The sequence below is a fragment of the Rhodococcus coprophilus NBRC 100603 genome (assembly GCF_001895045.1).
Taxonomy (GTDB): Bacteria; Actinomycetota; Actinomycetes; order Mycobacteriales; family Mycobacteriaceae; genus Rhodococcus; species Rhodococcus coprophilus.
Genome location: NZ_BDAM01000009.1, coordinates 189,479 through 210,323, shown reverse-complemented (window position 1 = coordinate 210,323; position 20,845 = coordinate 189,479). Strand labels below are relative to the sequence as shown.

Annotated in this window: 17 protein-coding genes; 10 read left to right on the top strand and 7 right to left on the bottom strand. The window is 67.0% G+C overall.

Features of this window, described 5'->3' with window-relative positions:
* Positions 1 to 28: 28 nt before the first annotated feature.
* Both otsB and kstR read right to left on the bottom strand, forming a co-directional pair.
* Positions 29 to 2,587: a trehalose-phosphatase gene (otsB, locus tag RDCOP1_RS16215; RefSeq protein ID WP_072702490.1), complete on the bottom strand. Its 2,559-nt coding sequence runs from the start codon at positions 2,585 to 2,587 to the stop codon at positions 29 to 31.
* A 73-nt stretch (positions 2,588 to 2,660) separates the two neighbouring features.
* The gene (gene kstR / locus RDCOP1_RS16210) at positions 2,661 to 3,317 is read right to left on the bottom strand and encodes a cholesterol catabolism transcriptional regulator KstR (RefSeq protein ID WP_072702487.1); all 657 of its coding nucleotides are present in this window, start codon (positions 3,315 to 3,317) and stop codon (positions 2,661 to 2,663) included.
* Positions 3,318 to 3,408: 91 nt separating this feature from the next.
* Here kstR and RDCOP1_RS16205 point away from each other — a divergent pair, with 91 nt between their 5' ends.
* The 6 genes from RDCOP1_RS16205 (at position 3,409) to RDCOP1_RS16180 (ending at position 10,367) form a co-directional block, all read left to right on the top strand.
* Complete coding sequence (locus tag RDCOP1_RS16205; protein WP_072702484.1) at positions 3,409 to 5,544, top strand: acyl-CoA dehydrogenase family protein; 2,136 nt, start codon at positions 3,409 to 3,411, stop codon at positions 5,542 to 5,544.
* 66 nt (positions 5,545 to 5,610) lie between these two features.
* Positions 5,611 to 6,660: an acyl-CoA dehydrogenase family protein gene (locus RDCOP1_RS16200; RefSeq protein ID WP_072702481.1), complete on the top strand. Its 1,050-nt coding sequence runs from the start codon at positions 5,611 to 5,613 to the stop codon at positions 6,658 to 6,660.
* Entirely contained in the window at positions 6,645 to 7,796 is a 1,152-nt protein-coding gene (locus tag RDCOP1_RS16195) for an acyl-CoA dehydrogenase family protein (protein WP_072702478.1), read from the top strand. Before RDCOP1_RS16200 ends, RDCOP1_RS16195 begins: the two co-directional genes overlap by 16 nt.
* Positions 7,793 to 8,803, top strand: coding sequence for a bifunctional MaoC family dehydratase N-terminal/OB-fold nucleic acid binding domain-containing protein (locus RDCOP1_RS16190; RefSeq protein WP_072702476.1), 1,011 nt, complete (start codon positions 7,793 to 7,795; stop codon positions 8,801 to 8,803). Before RDCOP1_RS16195 ends, RDCOP1_RS16190 begins: the two co-directional genes overlap by 4 nt.
* Complete coding sequence (locus tag RDCOP1_RS16185) at positions 8,800 to 9,204, top strand: MaoC family dehydratase (RefSeq protein ID WP_072702474.1); 405 nt, start codon at positions 8,800 to 8,802, stop codon at positions 9,202 to 9,204. Before RDCOP1_RS16190 ends, RDCOP1_RS16185 begins: the two co-directional genes overlap by 4 nt.
* Entirely contained in the window at positions 9,201 to 10,367 is a 1,167-nt protein-coding gene (locus tag RDCOP1_RS16180) for a lipid-transfer protein (RefSeq protein ID WP_072702471.1), read from the top strand. Before RDCOP1_RS16185 ends, RDCOP1_RS16180 begins: the two co-directional genes overlap by 4 nt.
* 36 nt (positions 10,368 to 10,403) lie before the next feature.
* Here RDCOP1_RS16180 and RDCOP1_RS16175 read toward each other — a convergent pair whose 3' ends face one another.
* The gene (locus RDCOP1_RS16175) at positions 10,404 to 11,444 is read right to left on the bottom strand and encodes a hypothetical protein (protein WP_072702468.1); all 1,041 of its coding nucleotides are present in this window, start codon (positions 11,442 to 11,444) and stop codon (positions 10,404 to 10,406) included.
* A gap of 232 nt (positions 11,445 to 11,676) precedes the next feature.
* Between RDCOP1_RS16175 and RDCOP1_RS16170 the strand changes: the two genes are divergently transcribed.
* Both RDCOP1_RS16170 and RDCOP1_RS16165 read left to right on the top strand, forming a co-directional pair.
* Positions 11,677 to 12,099: a DUF7144 family membrane protein gene (locus RDCOP1_RS16170; RefSeq protein ID WP_072702465.1), complete on the top strand. Its 423-nt coding sequence runs from the start codon at positions 11,677 to 11,679 to the stop codon at positions 12,097 to 12,099.
* 64 nt (positions 12,100 to 12,163) lie between these two features.
* Positions 12,164 to 13,519, top strand: coding sequence for a diacylglycerol/lipid kinase family protein (locus RDCOP1_RS16165; protein WP_072702462.1), 1,356 nt, complete (start codon positions 12,164 to 12,166; stop codon positions 13,517 to 13,519).
* Here the strand turns inward: RDCOP1_RS16165 and RDCOP1_RS16160 are convergent.
* Positions 13,481 to 15,088: an MFS transporter gene (locus tag RDCOP1_RS16160; RefSeq protein ID WP_084722656.1), complete on the bottom strand. Its 1,608-nt coding sequence runs from the start codon at positions 15,086 to 15,088 to the stop codon at positions 13,481 to 13,483. The two genes, RDCOP1_RS16165 and RDCOP1_RS16160, sit on opposite strands and share 39 nt — an antisense overlap.
* A 189-nt stretch (positions 15,089 to 15,277) precedes the next feature.
* Here RDCOP1_RS16160 and RDCOP1_RS16155 point away from each other — a divergent pair, with 189 nt between their 5' ends.
* Both RDCOP1_RS16155 and RDCOP1_RS16150 read left to right on the top strand, forming a co-directional pair.
* On the top strand, positions 15,278 to 16,255 hold the full coding sequence (locus RDCOP1_RS16155; RefSeq protein ID WP_072702758.1) for an ATP-binding cassette domain-containing protein: 978 nt from the start codon (positions 15,278 to 15,280) through the stop codon (positions 16,253 to 16,255).
* A complete protein-coding gene (locus tag RDCOP1_RS16150; RefSeq protein WP_072702456.1) occupies positions 16,252 to 17,055 on the top strand; it encodes an ABC transporter permease in 804 nt (267 codons plus the stop codon). The genes RDCOP1_RS16155 and RDCOP1_RS16150 overlap by 4 nt, the downstream gene beginning before the upstream one ends.
* A 28-nt stretch (positions 17,056 to 17,083) precedes the next feature.
* Here the strand turns inward: RDCOP1_RS16150 and RDCOP1_RS16145 are convergent, their stop codons facing one another.
* Genes RDCOP1_RS16145 through chsH3 form a run of 3 tightly spaced genes read right to left on the bottom strand, consistent with a single transcriptional unit; the run spans position 17,084 to position 20,816 of the window.
* Positions 17,084 to 18,145 (bottom strand): alpha/beta hydrolase, encoded by a 1,062-nt coding sequence (locus RDCOP1_RS16145; RefSeq protein WP_084722655.1) that lies wholly within the window; start codon positions 18,143 to 18,145, stop codon positions 17,084 to 17,086.
* A 33-nt stretch (positions 18,146 to 18,178) separates the two neighbouring features.
* The gene (locus tag RDCOP1_RS16140) at positions 18,179 to 19,924 is read right to left on the bottom strand and encodes a cholesterol oxidase substrate-binding domain-containing protein (protein ID WP_072702453.1); all 1,746 of its coding nucleotides are present in this window, start codon (positions 19,922 to 19,924) and stop codon (positions 18,179 to 18,181) included.
* A 31-nt stretch (positions 19,925 to 19,955) separates the two neighbouring features.
* Positions 19,956 to 20,816 carry an enoyl-CoA hydratase ChsH3 gene (chsH3, locus tag RDCOP1_RS16135; RefSeq protein WP_072702451.1) on the bottom strand — a complete coding sequence of 287 codons (861 nt, stop codon included), beginning with the start codon at positions 20,814 to 20,816 and terminating at the stop codon, positions 19,956 to 19,958.
* Between the last annotated feature and the right edge of the window lie 29 nt (positions 20,817 to 20,845).

The following is a 20,845-nucleotide window of genomic DNA, read 5'->3' as shown; positions in this document are numbered from 1 at the left end:
GGCCTCTGTCAGTGCGGAGGAGTCTCCGTCAGCGCGGCGGCGCCGAGAGTAACTGGGCACACCGAAGCAGGCCGATGTGGCTGTAGGCCTGCGGATGGTTGCCCAGTGAGCGTTCGGCCACGGGATCGTATTCCTCACTGAGCAGACCGGTCGGTCCCGCTGCCGCGACCAGCTGGGTGAACAGCGCCTCGGCGTCGTTGCGCTGCCCGACGAGGAGATACGCGCCGACGAGCCATGCGGCACAGAGGTGGAAGCCACCTTCGGTACCGGGAAGCCCGTCGTCGTGCCGGTACCGGTACACCGTCGAGCCGCTGCGCAACTCTGCCTCGGTCGCCTGGACGGTCGCGTGGAAACGCTTGTCGTCCGGGTCCACCAGCCCTGTCAGGCCGATGAACAACGTCGCCGCATCGAGATCGGTGCCGTCGTATGCCGCGGTGTACGACTGGACGTCTTCGTTCCAGCCCTTCTCCGTGACCTCCTCGGAGATCTCGCGGCGCAGCTCCGCCCAGCCTTCACCGGCGGGCCGGCCGAACTTCTCCGCGAGGGTGAGGGCGCGGTCGACCGTGAGCCAGCCCATGACCTTCGAATACACGTGGTGCCGCGGGTTGTCGCGGATCTCCCAGATGCCGTGGTCGGGCTCGAACCAGCGCCGCTCGACCGCGAGAACCATGGCGCAGACCAGTTCCCAGTCGCGATCGGTCAATGCCTCCGCGTGGTCGACGCCGCGTTCCTCGCGGCGATGGGCGAGCTCGGAGATCAGGTCGACGATCGGACCGAAGACGTCGAGCTGGACCTGCTGGTTGGCCGCGTTGCCGACGCGCACCGGGCGTGAACCCGCATAGCCGGGCAAGCTGTCGAGGACCGCTTCCGGGGGCAGCGCGCCACCTGCCAGGGTGTAGAGCGGATGCAGTCGCTCGGGGCCGGGCAGCGTCTCGAGCACCCCGTGCACCCAATCGAGGTAGTTCTCGGCCTCTTCGAGCGACCCGACTCGCACGAGTGCCTGCGCGGTCATGGCCGCGTCCCGCAACCAGCAGTAGCGGTAGTCCCAGTTGCGGACGCCGCCGATCTCCTCGGGCAGGGACGTGGTCGCCGCCGCGAGGATCGAACCGGTCGGTGCGTGCACGAGCCCGCGCAGGGTCAGAGCCGAGCGCTTCATCAGGTCCGGCTTGAGCGGAGGTAGTTCGAGGCTGTTCGCCCACGTGCTCCAGTACGATTCCGCCTCGGCGCGGCGCTCCTTCTCAGGAACCGGATGTTCGCTCAGATCATCGGTACCGCAACGCAATTCGAGTACAACGTCCCCCTGGGAGGGGTCCACCACAGCGTGCGCGGACTGGTGCGCGCCGTCGGTGCTGATGTCCCACCGCACGCCGGGGGAGCGCAGCACGTAGGGCTCGTTGAAGCCCATCACTCGGATTCCGTCGTCGGTGACCTCCAGGGTCACCTGTCCCTGTCCGAACTCGGGACGGGGGGCGAAGGTCACCAGTGCCGTCGCCCGTCCGGTGATCACGCGGGTGAGGTCGGTCCGGCCGGGGTCGACGTCGTGAGGCAGGTAATCGACCACCGCGAGCGCGGCCCAGCGGGTGACGACCGTCATCGTCGAATCCACATAGCGCTGGCTCAGCGGCAGCGATTCGCGAGTCGGGCCGATGGTGAAGTGGCCGGCGGCTTCCCCGCCGAGCAGGTGCGCGAACAACGCCGCCGAATCCGGTTCCGGATGGCACATCCACGTGATGGTGCCGTCGGGGGTGACGAGTGCCTTGGATCGTGGGCTCGCCAGCATGGTGAGCCGTTCGATGGGAGAAGCGCTCGCACCGGACAGCCACGTCCGCCGCTCCTCGAGGAGAAGCGCGAGAGCCGAGTTGACGTCCTCGGTGGAGCTCACCCGGTACTCCGCGGCGGTGTCGCCGTCGCCGACCTTGACGCCTACGTCGGGGCCGTGCAGCGATTCGAACGCCTTCTCGTCGGTGACGTCGTCGCCGAAGAAGACCGCCGCGGTCGCCGCATCCTGGTGCCGGATGATGTCGAGCGCCGCGCCCTTGTCCGTGGGCACCACCGACAACTCGATCACCGACTTGCCTTCGGTCGCCTGGACACCCGGCCGCAAGGCCAGGTCGCCACGCACGATGTCGAGGGCCCGCTCGGCGTCCTCCGCGGACGCCCGGCGTACGTGCATGGCGACACTCGCGGGCTTGACCTCGATGTGAACCCCGTCGAACCGCCCGGCGACCGACGCGAGCCCGTCGACGAGCACGGTCAGCAATTGTTTCGCGGCGGGGTCGATCTCGTTGATGAACCCGATGTCGAACTCGGACCCGTGGCTGCCGACCAGCTTCACCTCGATGGGAAGCCGCGACAGCGCGGCGAGATCCTTCAGGGAGCGGCCGGAGATGACCGCGGCCGAAGTCGAAGGGAGGGCGGCGAGTCCACGCAGCGCACGGACGGCGTCCGCCCGGGGATACGCCTGGCCGGGGTCGGCGACGATCGGCGCGAGGGTGCCGTCGTAGTCGGTCGCCACCAGCAGTCGCGGCGTACGCGCCGCGGCGACGAGGGCTCGTCGGAGGTCGATCGGTAGGTCGTGGGCACTCACTCGAACCAAGGTAAGCGAAGAAAAGCCACCAGGCGCCGCCGGACCGGCCTCCGGGACCGTGTTTCCCGTTACATCAGGCGCCGGCGGTGGCGGCGGACGAACGAGCGCCCTCACCGAGCAGCAGATCGACCGTCAGTTCCAGTCGCCGCGCGACATCCGTCGCGGACGATCTGCGGGTGAGCCACGCAACGAGGTTGGACAACCACACGTCGCTGATCACGCGGGCGATCGCAAGTTCTTCTTCGTTGGGCTCGCCGTCGTTCATGGCCCGGGCGAACAACCGGTCCATGAGCTTGCCGACCTGGTCTACTTCGGCGGCTGCGGACGCGTCGGCGAACATGAACGCGCGCGTCATCGCTTCCGTGAGCAGTGGGTCGCGCTGCATGGCCTTGGTGATGAGACCGAGGATGAGATGCATCCGTTCGAGGGGGCTGTGGCCCGGCGGAATCTTGCCCTTGCCTTCGATCCGGGCGAATTCGCGGCCGAGCGCCGAGACCAGCAGGTGCACCTTCGACGGGAAGTACCGGTAGAGCGTGCCCACGGCGACGTCGGCGCGTTCGGCCACGGCCCGCATCTGGACCGCCTCGTATCCACCCTTCGACGCCAGCGCGAGGGTGGCGTCGAGAATCCGCTTACGGCGTTCCTTCTGGGCGTTGGAACTGAGATCGTCCTCGGTGAGGGCGGTCAACGTTCCGTTGCCGTTGGAACGCGAGCGGGACGGGGTGGCCATAACTTCGTATCCTCACGCCTTGACTCTGAACCGGTGTCATATTAGAACACGTTCTAGGTAATCATGTCATTCCGAGAGGCGGAGACCCGCTGTGAGTATCGCCACCACCGAAGAGCAGCGGGCCGTCCAGGCGTCCGTGCAGGCCTGGTCACGAGCCACAACTCCACTGGCAACCATACGACGAGAGCCCGACGGCGCGTGGCGTGACGGGTGGTCGTCACTCGCCGAACTCGGGCTCTTCGGTGTTGCTGTTCCGGAGACTTCGGGAGGGTTCGGGGCCACCACCGTCGACCTCGCGGTCATGCTCGAACAGGCCGCGCACGAACTCGCGCCGGGGCCGGTGCTGACCACCGCGGCCGCGGCGCTCGTCTTCGGGCGCGCCGGGGACACGACGGCAAAGATCACCGCACAACTCGTGGAGGGCGCGGTGCCGACCGCCCTCGCGCTGGACTCCCGCGTCCCGGCGGAACCCGCAACCGACGGGTTCGTCCTCACCGGAGACGCGGGCCCGGCGCTCGCCGCGGAGCCCGGGGTGGCGGTTCTCGTACGACTCGCCGGCGACAGCGAGCGCTGGGCGCTCGTCGACGGGGACGCCGACGGTCTGACCGTCGAGGCCCTGGACACGATCGACAAGTCGCGCGCGCTGGCCCGCGTGCGACTCGAAGGTGTCACCGTCACGGCGGACCGGGTCGTGGAGGTGCCTGCGGGATTCGTTCGGGACGTCACAGCCGGACTCGCCGCCGCCGAACTCGCCGGTATCGCCGGGTGGGCACTGGCCACGGCCGTCGAGTACGCGAAGATCCGTGAACAGTTCGGCAAGCCTATCGGCGCGTTCCAGGCCGTCAAACACCTCTGTGCCGAAATGCTCTGCCGCGCAGAGAAGATCCGTGCAGTTGCGTGGGATACCGCACGGGCGGTCGACACGGACCCGGATGAGCTTCCCGTCTCGGCGGCAGTCGCGGCGGCCGTTGCACTGGACGCTGCTGTCGACACTGCGAAGGACGCGATCCAGGTCCTCGGCGGCATCGGCTTCACGTGGGAGCACGACGCGCACTTCTACCTCCGCCGTGCCGTGGCCACCCGCCAGTTGCTGGGTGGCGCGACCGTCTGGCGTGCCCGCGTCACAGAGTTGGTTCGCGGTGGAGCCCGCCGGCATCTGGGTATCGATCTGTCGGAGTACGAGGACGACCGCGCGCGGATCCGAGCCGACATCGCCGACATCGCGCGGCAACCCGACACCGGCCGCCGCGCTGCGCTGGCCGAATCCGGCTATCTGGCCCCGCACTGGCCGCCGCCGTACGGACGCGGAGCGAGCCCGGCCGAGCAGATCCTCATCCAGCAGGAACTTGCCGAAGCCGGCATCGACCGCCCCGACCTGGTGATCGGGTCGTGGGCCGTGCCGACGATCCTCGAGCACGGAACTCCTGAACAGCGGGAACGTTTTGCGTTGCCGACACTGCGCGGCGACATCGTGTGGTGCCAGCTGTTCTCGGAGCCGGGTGCCGGCTCGGATCTCGCCGCGCTCCGCACCACCGCAGAGAAGGTGGACGGCGGCTGGGTTCTGCGGGGGCAGAAGGTGTGGACGTCGCTCGCACACGAGGCCGACTGGGGGATCTGTCTCGCACGCACCGATCGGGATGCCCCCAAGCACAAGGGGATCACCTACTTCCTCGTCGACATGAAATCCGAGGGCATCGCCGTGTCACCGCTGCGGGAGATCACCGGTGACGCCCTGTTCAACGAGGTGTTCCTCGACTCGGTCTTCGTGCCGGACGAGTGCGTCGTCGGACCGCTCGGAGGTGGATGGAAGCTCGCCCGCACGACCCTTGCGAACGAACGGGTGGCCATGGGGGGCAAGTCGTCGTTCGGCGCGGCCATCGAGGAGCTACTGGAGTTGTCCGCACCCGGCGACGCGGTCGCGAACGACCGGATCGCCGTGCAGATCGGCGAAGCGACGGCCGGATCGCTGCTGGACCTGCGCACCACGCTCGCGCAACTGGGCGGCCACGATCCGGGCGCTGCCTCGAGCGTGCGCAAACTCGTCGGGGTCCGTCAGCGGCAGGACACCGCCGAACTCGCGATGGATCTCGCCGGCGAGGCAGGCTGGGTGGAAGGCCCGCTGACCCGCGAGTTCCTCAACACCCGTTGCCTCACGATCGCGGGCGGCACGGAACAGATTCTCCTGACGGTCGCGGCGGAACGACTCCTCGGCCTACCCCGGGATTAGGGGCGCTTCCCGCGGGACACCGCGAAGTGCTACAACTGGAACACGTTCTAGCAAGAGGTGGTAACGGTGGACTTCGCACGTGACGAGACGCAGGACGACGTGGCCGGCGTCGCGGCCGACCTGCTCGCCCGCGACCTGGGCGACGAAGACCTGTGGAGGGCGATGGCCGGCGCCGATCTGCTGTCGCTGGCCCTGCCCGAGCGGCTCGGGGGATCAGGCCTCGGCGTCGCCGAGGCGGCCACCGTGCTCACCGAGGTCGGGCGTTCCGCGGCGAGGATCCCTGCGCTGGCGACGATCGGTTTCGGAGTACTCCCTGTTCTCGCGCTCGCCACCGCGAGCCAGCAGGACAGCTTGCTCGACGGTGTCTCCGGCGGCGCGGTCCTCTCCGCCGCGCTGGCCGAACCGGGCCGGCCGTTCCCCGGCCGGCCCGGAGCCACCGCGACCGCCACCGACGGCGGGTATGCCGTCACCGGATCGTTCGTCGCGGTGCCGTATGCCGATCGCGCTCGGTACGTCCTCGTGCCGACGGACGTCGGCGTCGTGGCGGTCGATCCGAAGGCAGACGGCGTCACGTCGAGGATCAGTCCGTCGGCGGTCGGCGATCCCGAATTCTCGATGCGGCTGGACGGTGCGGTGGGCATGCTGCTCGGCGACGGCACCGACGGTGCCGACGCGGTAGCGACGCTCTATCGCCTCGCGCTCGCCGGCATCGCCGCGTACGCGGATGGACTGCTCTCGGGCGCAACCGAACTCACTGCTCGACACCTCAGCGAGCGACATCAGTTCGGCAAACCGCTCGCCACCTTCCAAGCCGTCGCCCAGCAGATCGCGGACGTCTACGTCACCGCTCGGACCCTCCATGTCGCTGCGTTGTCTTCGGTGTGGCGCGTCTCCGAAGGCCTCGACGCGGCAGACGATCTCGACGTCACGGCGTACTGGATCGCCGCGGAACTTCCCCCGGCCATGCGGGTGCTGCACCACCTGCACGGCGGCATCGGTGTCGACGTGACATATCCGCTGCACAGATACTCGTCGACCGCCAAGGATCTCGCCCGCCTGCTCGGCGGAGCTTCGTACCGACTCGACCTCGTGGGGGCCCGGTGTTCATCGATCTGACCGACGACCAGCGTGCGCTGCAAGCCGAGTTGCGCAGCTATTTCTCCACTCTCGTCTCTGCCGACGAGGCCGCGATCATGCGCACCGAACGGCACGGCCCCATCTACCGCGAGGTCGTCCGCCGGATGGGCAAGGACGGATGGCTCGGGGTCGGCTGGCCGGTCGAATTCGGCGGCCGCGGATTCGGCGACGTCGAGCAGCAGATCTTCGCCAACGAAGCGATGCGCGCCGACGTGCCGTTGCCCGGTGTCACCCTGCAAACGGTCGGGCCGACCCTGCAGGTCTACGGAACCGAGGAACAGAAGCGGAAGTTCCTGCCGGCCATCCTCGCCGGTGAAGTCCATTTCGCGATCGGCTACTCCGAGCCGGACGCCGGTACCGACCTCGCCGCGTTGCGCACGACCGCGGTCCGGGACGGCGACGACTACGTGATCAACGGCCAGAAGATCTTCACCACGGGCGGTCACGACGCCGACTACATCTGGCTTGCCGTCCGCACCGGTTCCGCCGACTCCCGGCACCGGGGGATCTCCATCCTCATCGTCGACACCACCGATCCCGGATTCAGCTGGACGCCGATCATCACCTGCGACGGTGCGCACCACGTCAACGCCACCTACTACAACGACGTGCGGGTGCCCGCGAGCATGCTGGTGGGTGAGGAGAACAAGGGCTGGCGCCTGATCACCACCCAGCTCAACCACGAGCGCGTGATGCTCGGACCCGCGGGCAGGGTGGCGGGGATCTACGAGCAACTCCACGCATGGGTCCGGCGCCACGACCTGCTGGACGAGCCCGACGTGCGACGCGCACTCGGCGAAATCCACGCGACGTATCGCCTCAACGAACTGCTCAACTGGCAGGTCGCGGCGAGTGAGAACGATGCGGTCGACATCGCCGACGCTTCTGCCACGAAGGTTTTCGCCACCGAACGCATTCAGCGTGTCTGCCGCCTCGCCGAGGAGATCGTCGGCCGTCACGGCGATCCTGCCGACACCGACACCGCGGATCTGCTGCGCTGGCTCGACATGATGGCGAAGCGGAACGTCGTGATCACCTTCGGCGGCGGCGTCAACGAGGTCATGCGCGAACTCATCGCCACCGCGGGTCTGGGAATGCCCCGGGTGCCACGGTGACGGGCGCATCGAACGCTGGCACGGGGAACGCAGCCGAGATCCTCGCCGCGGCCGATCGCGTACGCGACGACGGTCCCTCGGCACCCCGGTTCGGTCGTGATCCGGTCAATCTGCCCATGATCCGGAACTGGCTCGAAGCCATCGGCGACGACAACCCGATTTACACCGACGAATCCGCGGCGCTCGCAGCCGGACACGGTGGCCTCGTCGCACCGCCCGCAATGGCGCAGGTATGGACGATGCGCGGCCTCGGCGCCGAGCGCGAGAAGGACGATCCGCTCGGCCGGATGACGCAGATACTCGACGACGCCGGGTACACCTCGGTTGTCGCGACCAACTGCGACCAGATCTACCACCGCTACCTGCGCCACGACGAACAGGTGACGATCGAATCCACGCTCGAGGACGTCGTCGGGCCGAAGAAAACCGGTCTCGGCGAGGGTTGGTTCTTCACCACTCGCAACCTCTGGAGGGTGGGTGACGAGGTCGTCGCCGAAATGCTGTTCCGCATACTGAAATTCGCACCCCCGGGTCGATCCACCGCAGACACTGCGCGCGCGAGCGTGCCCGAGGATCTCGACCCCTCACGGCTGATGCGGCCGTCGGCGTCGCGCGACACACAGTTCTTCTGGGACGGTGTCGCCGCGCACGAATTGCGCATCCAGCGCAGGCCCGAAGGCACGTTGCAGCACCCGCCGGTGCCGGCACTCTGGCTCGGCAAGGACGAAACGACAGAGTACGTCGTCTCGTCGGGCCGGGGGAGCGTGTTCAGCTTCGTCGTGCACCACGCCCCGAAAGTTCCTGGCCGGCAAGTGCCGTTCGTTGTCGCGCTCGTCGAACTCGACGAGGGTGTGCGCATGCTGGGTGAACTCCGCGACGTCGACCCGCAGGACGTGAGGATCGGAATGCCGGTCGAGGCAACTTATCTCGATTTCCCCGGCGACGACGATACCGGCGGAGAGCCGTGGACCCTGTACGCCTGGAAGCCACTCGAGGAGGATTCGTGAGTATCGATGCGGTGACGGCCGGAGATGCGCTTCCGCCGCTGTCGATCCACGCCGACCCGACGTTCGTCGTCTCGACGGCGCTTGCCACCCGCGATTTCCAGGATGTGCACCACGACCGAGACAAGGCGCGGCAGCGCGGCTCCGAAGACATCTTCGTCAACATCCTCACCGACACCGGTCTCGTCCAGCGCTACATCACCGATTGGGCGGGCCCACGCGCGGTGGTGCGATCGATTTCCCTGCGCCTAGGAGTGCCCTGGTACGCGTACGACACCCTCACTCTCACCGGCATTGTGACGGCCGTCGACGACGGTCTCGTCACGGTCGATGTCGTCGGGCGCAACGCGCTCGGCGACCACATCACCGCGAAGGCGTCCTTCGTGATCGGAGACGCCGCATGAACGACTTGTCACGCAAGGCGGTCATCGCCGGTATCGGCGCCACCGACTTCTCGAAGGATTCCGGCCGCAGCGAATTGCGCCTCGCGGCGGAAGCCGTACGCGACGCACTCGACGACGCCGGACTCACCCCCGCCGACGTCGACGGTCTGGTCTCCTTCACCATGGACACCAATACCGAAGTGGCGGTTGCACGTTCGGTGGGTATTCCGAGCCTGAGGTTCTTCTCCCGCATCCATTACGGCGGCGGCGCCGCATGCGCGACCGTGCAGCAGGCGGCGATGGCCGTCGCGACCGGCGTGGCGGAGGTGGTGGTCGCCTACCGCGCGTTCAACGAGCGCTCCGGAGCGCGGTACGGACAGGTGAACAGCACGCTCGCGGCGCAGGTCAACTCCTCGGGAACCGACAACGCTTTCTCCTACCCCCACGGACTGAGCACACCGGCGTCGTTCGTGGCGATGGTGGCGCAACGCTACATGCACGTCTCCGGCGCCACCGGCGAGGATTTCGGCGCTGTGGCGGTTGCGGACCGGGCACACGCGGCGAACAACCCGAAGGCGTTCTTCTACGGAAAACCGATTACGCTGCAAGACCACCAGGATTCCCGGTGGATCGCCGAGCCGTTGAGATTGCTCGATTGCTGCCAGGAATCGGACGGGGGTGTCGCGCTGGTGGTGACCACTCCCGAGCGCGCGAAGGACCTGAAGCAGGTCCCCGCCGTGATCGCGGCGGCGGCGCAGGGCAGCGGCCCGGATCAATACATCATGACGAGTTATTACCGCGACGGGCTGACGGGTCTCCCGGAGATGGGCATCGTCGGCGATCAGCTGTGGCGACAATCGGGTCTGAGTCCTCAGGACGTCCAGACCGCGGTGCTGTACGACCACTTCACGCCCTACGTCCTCATGCAACTCGAGGAGCTGGGATTCTGCGACCGGGGCGACGCCAAGAACTTCGTCCGCGACGGGATCGAACTCGGTGGCAGGCTACCGATCAACACGCACGGCGGGCAGCTCGGCGAAGCGTACATCCACGGTATGAACGGAATCGCAGAAGCGGTCCGCCAGATCCGCGGTACGTCGTGCAACCAGGTAGACGACGTCGAGAACGTGCTCGTCACAGCAGGAACGGGCGTGCCCACCTCCGGCCTCGTCCTCACGCACTGACGGGTGGACGAGCCGGACTCGGGCCACCACCGAGGGTCACTCGGGATCGTCGACCACGGGCGCGGGGTCCGGCTCGCGTAGAGCGGCGATCCCCGCGAGCACGAGACCGAACACGACCCAGCAGGCGAGAACCATGCTCGGGTAGCCGCTGCCGATGCCGCCGAAGAACGCGTTCGCGCGCAGGAGCGAACCGGTTGCCCCCGGGGGCAGGAGCTGCCCGAACGTGGACCAGCCGTCGGGAAGCCAGTTGCTTCCCGTCCCCAAGGCCGAGAGCGGATTGCCTATGAACATCATCAGGACAGCGCCGACGCCGATGCCGATCGGCCCGAGCACGGCTTCGAGACCCAGTACTGTCAGCGCGAGCGCGGCCATGCCCAGCGCGAGACCCTCTGCGGTGAGCCAGTAGTTTCCGGCCAGCGACCCGGTTCCGAACTGCAGGATGGCGGTGAGCGCGGCACCGGCGATCACCGCGAAAGCAACGACACCGACCACACGCAGCAGGAGGCGGTTGCGCCCGGGGAAAAGTTGCGTCAGCGCGATCGCCGGAACGAGTCCACCGAAGACCATCGGAAGCGCCGCAGCGGTCAGTCCGGCTCCGCGGGGGTCGTCCGCAGGAAACGGCACCACGTCGTGCGTCCGCACCGGCAGTTGCTGCTGCTGGGCGACGACCGTTCCGAGCGCGGTGACGGCGGCGGCACCGGGAGCGCCGGCCGCGGCGGCGGTGTAGACATCGACAGCCTCGGCCGTGAACGCGAGTCCGCCTGTAGCTTCCCGCTTCTGGATGCCGGCGGCGAGAGCTTCGGGGGTCTCGAAGCGGACGACGGTCCATTCATCGGGGGCGAGGTTTCCCGCGACGGCGTCGACTGCGGGTTGCGGCCCGGCCAAGCCGAGTTTCATCTCGTGTGGTCCGCCGTGGATGGAGGGGAGCGCGAAGGCGAGGAGCATCCCGCCGACAACCGCGGTGAGCCCGATGAGCACCGTCACCAGCCGAATCCACGACGAACGGGTCGTCTTGTCGGTGTGTGCACTTGCGGCGGGGTTTTCCTCCGGTCCGCCGTCAGGGGTGGAGCTGGGCATCCTGCGTCCCTTCGAGACATGTCCGGTGGATGCGTGGAGGCCGAAAGCTGGTCCCGGTGACAATCGTTCCACAAGTCGCCGGCTCCACAAGTCACCGGAAGACCGCCGGGTTCCGGATTACACGACGACGTCATGGCTTGGAGGGGCTGCCGGAGAGAAAAATCGATCTTCCGGACGGCAGCTGTGACCGCGCGCATAATACGAAGATCACTCGCCTCCGGAAAGGACGGCCATGTCCCAAGAAGTGCGTGCGACCCGGCGTGAACCCAGCATGAAGCAAGGTATCGCTGCGGGAACGTCGGTAGGTGCTGCCATCATTCTCGCGACGCTCGGCGTCATGTCCCTGTTGCAGGGCATCGCGGCGGTGGCAGAGGACGAGATATTCGTCGTCGGTATGGCTTACACATACGAATTCGACGTCACGACCTGGGGTTGGGTCCATATCGTGATCGGCGTCCTGATGATCATCGTCGGTGCGGCGCTGTTCACCGGCACCACCTGGGCGCGCGTGACCGCAATCGTCATCGCGGCACTGTCCATCATCGCCAATTTCCTGTGGCTGCCGTACTACCCGTGGTGGTCGATCCTCATCATCGCGCTCGACGTCGTGGTCATCTGGGCGGTCTCCACCTGGGATCCCCGGGCGTACGCGTAGGTGGGGTCCGGGAGCGTAGCCGCACGGTCTCCCGGACCGGCGCTCGCGCTCCCGGTACCTGCTGATGTCCGCGCTGGTCGGCGAGTCCGAAAACCGCTTCGCTCTGTGGTCGGCGCGCGCCGCATGGATTCTTCTCGCGGCGGCGCTGATCGTGCCGATCGCCGTCGCAGGACTGCGCGGTGCAGTACTCCTGACCGCGACGGGTATTGCGGCGGTGGTGGTAGGTGTCCTCGCAGCCTTCGGAATCCTCACGCGTCGTGGTCTTCTCCGGGCGACAGCAATGGTGGCGGCGATGCTCGCACCGCTCGTCGTGCTGATCGTGATCGTGCGGGAACGTGAGTTCTGGGTGATCCCGCTCGAGGTGGGTCTGCTGGCTGCGTCGTACGGATGTGCCCGCGCCGCGCTGCGGATCCGTTCGTCCGAGTCGACGATGCCCGAGTATCCGGCGCCGGCTGTGCATCGTCCGTTTCTGGTGATGAACCCTCACTCCGGAGGCGGGAAGGTCGTCCGTTTCGACCTGCAACGCCGGGCGGAGGAACTCGGGGCCGAAGTCGCTCTGCTGGACGGATCCGAACTCGTCGACGTCGAAGATCTTGCGCGCCGGGCGGTGGAAAGAGGAGCGGATCTGCTCGGTGTCGCAGGTGGCGACGGTACCCAGGCACTCGTCGCGAGCGTTGCGGCCGAACACGGGATTCCGTTCCTGGTCATCAGCGCCGGGACCCGCAACCATTTCGCGCTCGACCTCGGTCTGGACCGCGACGACCCTGTTGCGTGCCTCGAGGCGCTTCGCGACGGGGTCGAGTTGCGCGTCGATCTCGGACGGCTCGACGGCCGCCCGTTCGTCAACAACGCGTCGTTCGGTGTGTACGCCGAGATCGTGCAGAGTCCGCAGTACCGAAACGACAAGGCCAAGACCGTTCTCGACCTGCTCCCCGATCTGCTGGACGGTAGCGCACAGCCAGGATTGCGCGCGCACATCGAGGACATGGTTCTCGAAGGTCCGCGCGCACTGCTCGTGAGCAACAATCCGTACACCACCGACGACCTCGTCGGAATGGGGAGACGCCTGCGGCTCGACCGGGGCAGGCTCGGGGTCGTCGCGATCTCGGTGAACCGGGCCGGCCAGGTCGTCGGATTGCTCCGCCGGGCCCGCACCGGGGGGCTCGTCCAGCGCACGGCCGCAGAGGTCGTCGTGTACTCGGACGATCCGGAGATCTCGGTGGGTGTGGACGGAGAATCGGTGCGGATGCCGTCCCCGGTTCGCTGCACCGTCGTCCCCGGCGCGTTGCGTGTCCGCGTGCCGCGCAACCGGCCCGGTATCCGGGTTTCCCGGCCCGTGCTGGACTGGGTGCAGCTCTCCCGGCTGGCGGGGCACCGGCAGTTATCCGCCGGGTTCGGAACCGACCGCCCGGCGGGGTAGCCGCCCGGTGCCGAACAAAGCGGCCACGGCGAGGAGTGCGGTGATGCCGAATGCGGTCTGCAGTGCTTCGAGCCGGGCATCCTTGTTGACTTCGACGATGGCGTCTCGCGTCGTCTCCTCCACGCCTGCATCGCTCAGGGCCTTCTCGAGTTGAGTATCGGAGAGGAACGGAACGCCGGAGGCGAGCCGGGTGTCGGCCTCTTGCTGCACGGATGGTGGGACAGCGGGATTGTTCTCGATGCCGACGACCGCCGACGACGTGAGAGTGGCGATCATGACGGATCCGATCAGGGCGGTGCCCAGCGAGGCGCCGAGATTGGTGGCGGTGTTCTGCAGGCCCCCGACCTCAGCGCTCTGCGAATCGGGCACTGCCGACACCGTGACGGCGCCGAGTTGTGACGCGAGTGCACCGAGCCCGAGCCCCATGAGCAACATCGGCACCGCGACCACGGCGGCATCGGCGCCCGGGTCCATCCCTGCCGTCAGGATCGCGATACCGACGATCATGACGCCGAGACCGGCACGCACGACGCGGCGGGGGTTCGCGTGGGGCCGCAGTTTCGGGATTCCTGCGGCGGCGAAAACGAGCGCGATCGACAGAGGAAGGATGCGCAGTCCGGTTTCGAGTGCGCTCAGTTCGAGCACGACCGACAGGAACAACGGAACGGTGAAGAAAACCCCCGCCTGTACGACGAACTGCGCAAAAAACATACCGAGTCCGCCCGTGAGCTGCCGGTCGCTCATCAGATGGGGATCGACCAGCGGAACCTTGCCTCGGTCCAGCAATGCGCTCTGCCGTCTCATGAATCCGTAGAGCACCAGCAGTCCCACGACGAGGAGCCAGATCACCGGCGAGACGCCGAGCAGTTCCGGGCCACCGGGAGTACTTCGGATCCAGCCCCATTCGCTCGAACGCAGGACACCGAACACCACCATGGCGAGACCCGCGACCGACAGGACCGAACTGATCAGGTCGAGCGAAACGCGCTCCGGTGGAACATTCTTCACTTTCCTCAAGGCCAGGAGAATCACCAAGACGATCACCACTTCGCCGAAGAACACGTAGCGCCACGAGAAGAACGTCGTGACGGTACCGCCGAGGAGGGGGCCGACGGCGACGGCCATGGCACCTGCGGCGGCAACGAGTCCGTATGCGGCAGAACGGCGTTCAGGCAGAAAGTTCGCTGCGACGAGAGAGACGATGGCAGGCATGATCAGTGCGGCGCCGAGCCCTTCGAGGAGCGACCATCCGACGAGCAGTACGGCGAGGTTCGGAGCGAGGCCGGTGACGAAGGAGCCGACACCGTAGACCATCAGGCCGATGGCGAGTGCGCGCCGGCGACCGAGGATGGTGCCGACCTTGCCGCCCGTGATCATCGTCGAGGCCATCACCAGGGTGTACAGCGTGATCGCGGTCTGGATGCCGGTGACGGTGGTGCCGACATCCTGTGCGACGGTCGCCATGGAGACGTTCATCACCGACGTATCGAGCGTCATGAGGAACTGGCTCGACGCCAGTACCGTGAGCACGAGCGTGGAACCCGATCGTGTCGTCGGTGGCGGGGACATCGCTGGGCTCATCGGTGACCGTCTTCGTATGGCACGAGGCGAATCGACTTCAGCACCCAGTAGAGCAGCCTACGGTGGTACGCGCGGCATATCGCCCGCCTTCACAGGCCTGTGCGATGAGAAAACCTGTCGAAACGTGTCGGTCCTTTCGTGCAGACTGACGAGCAACCCACCAGTCAGGGAGGACTCATGGCGGATGCCATAGTCGCAGAGGGACTGATCAAGAGGTACGGGGATGTCAAAGCCCTCGACGGAATCGACCTCAGGGTGCCCGAGGGGACGGTCACGGCGCTGCTCGGCCCCAACGGGGCAGGCAAGACGACGATGGTCCGGGTCCTCACTACCCTGATCGTGCCCGACGCCGGTCGCGCCACGGTAGCGGGCTTCGACGTGGTTGCCGACGCCCGCGCGCTCCGGTCCCACATCGGGGCGTCCGGGCAGTACGCGGCGGTCGACGAGTACCTCACCGGCTTCGAGAACCTCGAGATGGTCGGCAGGCTCTACCACCTCGGCGTCAAACGAAGCAGAGACAGAGCGCGCGAGTTGCTCGCGCAGTTCGACCTCGACGAAGCGGGCGATCGCCCGGTAAAGGGTTATTCGGGAGGTATGCGCCGCAGACTCGATCTCGCCGGCGCGCTGGTCGCCGAACCGCCGGTCCTCTTCCTCGACGAGCCCACCACCGGCCTCGACCCTCGAGCCCGGCGGGCGTTGTGGGAGGTCATCGACACACTGGTCGCGCGGGGTACCACCCTCCTGCTCACCACGCAGTACATGGACGAAGCGGAGCGGCTCGCCGACGACATTGCGGTGATCGACCGTGGCAAGGTCATCGCTCGCGGCAGCGCCGACGAACTCAAGAGCAAGGTCGGCGCCGAACGCATCGAGATCGGGGTGCCCGACCCCCGGCACCAGGAGATCGCGTGTCGCGAACTCGTGTCGGTCGCGGCGGGAGAAATCAAGCTCGATCAGAGCACCGGGACGATCACCGTTCCCCTCAGCGGTGTCGGGGACAGTATGGGCGCCGAGGCGCTCGCCGAGGCGTTGGGGAAGCTCGCGGTGGTGGGCGTGAAGGTGTCCGACGTCGCCTTGCGGAAACCGACCCTCGACGACGTGTTCCTGACGCTGACGGGCCATGAGGCCGAAAAGGTCGAGGAGGCTGCCCAGTGAATTCATTGCAGATGGTCACGTCGGACGGGCTGACCATAGCCAAGCGCAACATGATCAAGATCAAGCGAGTGCCCGACCTCATGGTCTTCACGATGCTCTCGCCGATCATGTTCGTGCTGCTGTTCGCGTACGTGTTCGGGAGTGCGATCGACATTCCCGGGATGTCGTACCGCGAATTCCTCATTGCCGGCATCTTCACGCAGACGGTGATCTTCGGCTCCACCTGGACCGGGCTGGGCATGGTGGAAGATCTGCAGAAGGGCATCATCGACCGTTTCCGGTCGTTACCCATGGCGCCGTCGGCGGTCCTGATCGGGCGGACGACGACGGACGTGCTCATCAACGTGGTCAGCCTCGTGGTGATGTCGTTGACCGGCCTGGTGGTGGGGTGGCGGATCCATTCGTCGGTCGGCGAGGCCGTGGCGGGTTACCTCTTGTTGCTGCTGTTCGCCTACGCGTTGTCGTGGGTGATGGCAGTGGTCGGAATGTGGGTCCGTACTCCTGAGGTGTTCAACAACGCCAGTTTCATGGTGATCTTCCCGCTGTCGTTCGTCGCGAACACCTTCGTCGATCCGTCTACGATGCCGCCGGTGCTCCGTACGGTCGCCGAATGGAATCCGCTCTCGGCGCTCACCCAGGCCGTGCGCAACCTGTTCGGGAACACCAACCCGATGGTGCCGCCGCCCGACGTGTGGCCGCTGCAGCATCCCATCGTCGCATCCCTGTTGTGGACCGCGCTGATCCTGATCGTGTTCGTACCGTTGGCCATCTACCGGTACAAGAAGGCGGTCAGTCGCTGAGTCATCCGAAGGGGTGCTCGCGAGCGGACTAGCCTGCTTGCTGCGCCGACCAGTCGTCGATCGCCGCCGCGAACTCCGCCGAGACGGGGAGCAACGCCACCACGTCGGCGGCGCTGGGCGGCAGCGGACCGAGTTCTTCGAGACTGTGGTTCGCGGTAGTGAAGTGCTCGAACCGCAGGTCCGTGTGCTCGAGGGCGCGCCGCAGCGGGTCGACTTGCGCGCAGCTGATGTTGAGATCCTTGTCGGAGCAGGTGAGCATCACCGGGGTGCCGGGCGTGAGTCGCGCAGCGAGTGCCGGCGGGTCGAGCCGATCGGCTTCGGAAAGGAACTTGGCGTTGGCCTCGTTCAAGCCGAGTTGCGCGACGAGCGGGTGTACGTCGGCCGGGACGTTCCCGGTGGTGCGCAGGGACTCGACGGCTCGTGCCACGTCGGTCCGTACCGTCTCTGCCTCGTCGGGGCTCAGCTGTCCGGAATCCGTCACCGCGGCGAGCTGAGCGGAAAGCAGATCGAGGTACCGCATCGGAAGAGGTTGCAGGAGCCCGAACCCTCTCCCGACTCCCCGGTCTGCGAGAGCGAGCGCCGTCAACCCTCCCTCGCTGTGTCCGAGGACGAGGATGTCCGACGTGGGGAATCCCGTGCGCTCGGCGAGCAGGTCGGCCGCGGCGGCAGCATGGTCGACCTGGTCGGTGAACCCGTACTCGCCGATGGTCTCGGCGGTGTAGCTGCCCAGCCCCGTCTCGCCCGCACCGATCTTGTCGAAGCGCAGCGTCGCAATGCCTTGTGCTGCCAGAGAATCCGCAAGCCGGAGCAGGACATCCGACCGGGCACCGGCCTGGTTTCCGTTGCGGTCGGTCGGTCCGCTACCCGGAAGCAGCAGCGCGGCACCCTTGGCGGGACCGTCCGGGGTGCGGAGGCTGCCGTGGAAAGTGGTGCTGCCGGCATCGAAATCGACTGCGGCGTCGTGGCCCGAGTCCATGACGACCGAGCCGGTGGAGGGCAGCGCCGATGCCGTTCCCGCGAGCGTGATCCCGCCCGCCAGGACCAGCACCGGTACCGCTGCCACACCCATCCAACGCCGCAGATTCCGCATGAGGCAGAACCCTAGCAAAGCCGGTGGCCCACCTCAGGGGAGCAATGTATCGATGAAGGTGTTGCTGAACACGCGATGCGGATCGAGGCGATTGAACACCGCACGTGCGGAATCCCAGTTGTCTTCGGCCGGCACGCCTTCCCGATACGTCTCCGGCAGGCCCTGAGAAATGATGGCCTCGTCGGTGTACGGCAGATCCGGGCCGAACGCCCAGCCTTTCGACCATTCCGGCCGGAAAGTGGAATCCTCACCGTTGTAGCGCTGTCGCATCCACTGTTCCATCTCGCGGTAGAACGCGAACATGCCGGGCGTGCCCGGTACGCCGAGCACGTTGAGCCAGATCGCCGTGTCCCACTCCGGGTGGTCGGGGCGAGGACGCGTCGACGCGAGCGTCGGTGGCCCCGCCGAGGGGACCAGTACGTCTTCCGCTCGGTCGACACCGCAGCAGCGGATCTCGACGGGTCCGTTGAGCGGGTACTGCCCGAGCGCGCGGTAATGTTCGATGCGCTCCTGGAACCAATGCGTGAAGTCGTGGATCACGTTGGCGATGTTCGCGCGGTTGGTCAGCACCGCCCCGCCGCCTTCTGTCAGACGTAGCGTCGTCGCCTTGATGTAGAACTGCAGGTCCTTCGACCATCCCCAGATGTCGGACGACGCCGTTGCTGCCAGGCCCGCGACCGTCACTCCGTAGTAGGTCTGCCCGAACGCCGGAGCGATCGAAGTGTTTCCCGCCGTCAACTGTCCCAGCAGATCGGTGATCGGCTCCGGAACGTTGTCGGAGAACGGGTAGTTGTACGGGCCGTTCACTTCTCGGGAAGCAGCGGGTTTCTCGGGAGCGACAGACCAGACCTTCAGCCACGGCTTGTCCGTGAAGGGGTACCAGATCGCCTCGGCGCGACCCGCACTGCGCACGAACGATTCGAAGGTGCGGCCCGAAGCGCCGGCGGGGGAAAACAGTTCGTCCCAGGTGATATCGGTGAAGCTTTGGCAGCGCATCCGGTAGTTGGGGCCCGCCTGCATGGTGACGGAGGTGACGAACGTGCGGCCCAGATGGCTGAGCAACGGGGTGATATCGGAGTCCGCGCGGGTGAATGTGCGCAACGCGTATTCGCTGCCGTTCCACACGACGGCGGTGAGTTCCGTGACGAGGTTGCTCAGCGAGCCGAAGGTGTGTCCGGGAACCGAAGATTCGCCGTCGGCGGGCAGTGCAGCGCCGTGGGCGTTCACGGCGAGCGAGCCTGCGATCGTCAGTACTCCCGGGGCGGGAAGGTTCGCCCAGCCGAGGCCGTGTTGCTGAAGCGCGCTCGTGATCGCGTCTAATGTGGCACCGGGACCCGCCGTGACCGTGGCGGGTGAACCACCCGGATCGACGCTTACCCAATTCAGATGTGCGATGGTGTCCGCGAGGATGACGCGGTCGACGGGTGCGCCGTTGACTATGGTCAGGGGCGTCCAGCCGTGCATCGCGCCGCGAGGGCGGATCGTGTAACCGTTCTGATGTGCCCAATTGACCAGCCGCACTACGTCGTCCGGGGTTCTGGGAGCACAGGTCCAGATCGCGTCCAGCATGATCTCCTTGGACCAGTTCTGGTACGCCTGCTGGTAGAGGGCGATGCCCTCCGGGAAGGCGGGCGGCGTCGGAAGGGTGGCCGCTGCCGATCCGGACGGCACGGCGTGGGAAGGAACCCAGCCACCGAGTGCCGTGACCGCCAGGGTCCCGGCGCCGGCCGCAAGGAAGTTGCGCCGGGAAAGCCTCGGCGCAGAATCTCGAATTGTCATGTATGCAGTCAGCTTTCGGTATGGTCCGTGATCACGCCACGGTCAGGACGACATCGGCAAGTGCGGGTGCCAGATCGCGTTCGACCACCGAGGCGGTCACGAGCTTGCGGGAGCCCTCGTTCCAGACGCGCACGCGCAACGTCTCCCCGGGGAACACCACGCCCGCAAACCGTGCGCGGAACCCCGCGACCCGCGTGGCATCCGCGTCGAGCAGTGCGTCGGTGACCGCTTTGCACACGATCCCGTACGTGCACAGTCCATGGAGGATCGGCGCGGGAAATCCCGCAGCCGCTGCGAAGTCGGGGTCGGAGTGCAGCGGATTGCGGTCACCGCACATCCGGTACAGCAGTGCTTGCTGGGGCAGGGTCGGCACGTCGATTTCCGCGTCGGGCCCGCGATCGGGAAGCTCGACCGACTCGGACGGTCCGCGCTCCCCGCCGAATCCGCCTTCCCCACGCGCGAAGATCGACGAGCGGGCCGTCCACAGCCGGTTACCGTCGAGATCCTCGGTGGTGGACTCCTGGACGATCACCGCCGCCTTCCCCTTGTCCCACACCTCGGAGATCCGGGTTACGGTGCGCCCCTTGCCCGACGCCGGAATGGGCGTGTGCACGGTGACCTCCTGGCTTCCGTGCACGACCTTCGCAAGGTCGATCTCGATCCCGGGGAACGACACCCTCGGTGGCTCGATCTGGTGGAACGTGGCGGCAACCGTCGCGAAGGTCGGCAGCACCTGCGGGGCGTGGTCCTTCAGGTATCGCAGCTCGCCGGGATCCGTCGGGCGTGATCCGGCACCGAGACCGAGGTTGTAGAGCTGAACGTCGCTGCTCGTCCACGAGAATTCCTGGGCGGGCAGCTCGGCGCCGAGGGCGACGGCGGGGTCGATGGGCACGCGGAGTGGTCCTTTCGAGAGACGGGGCG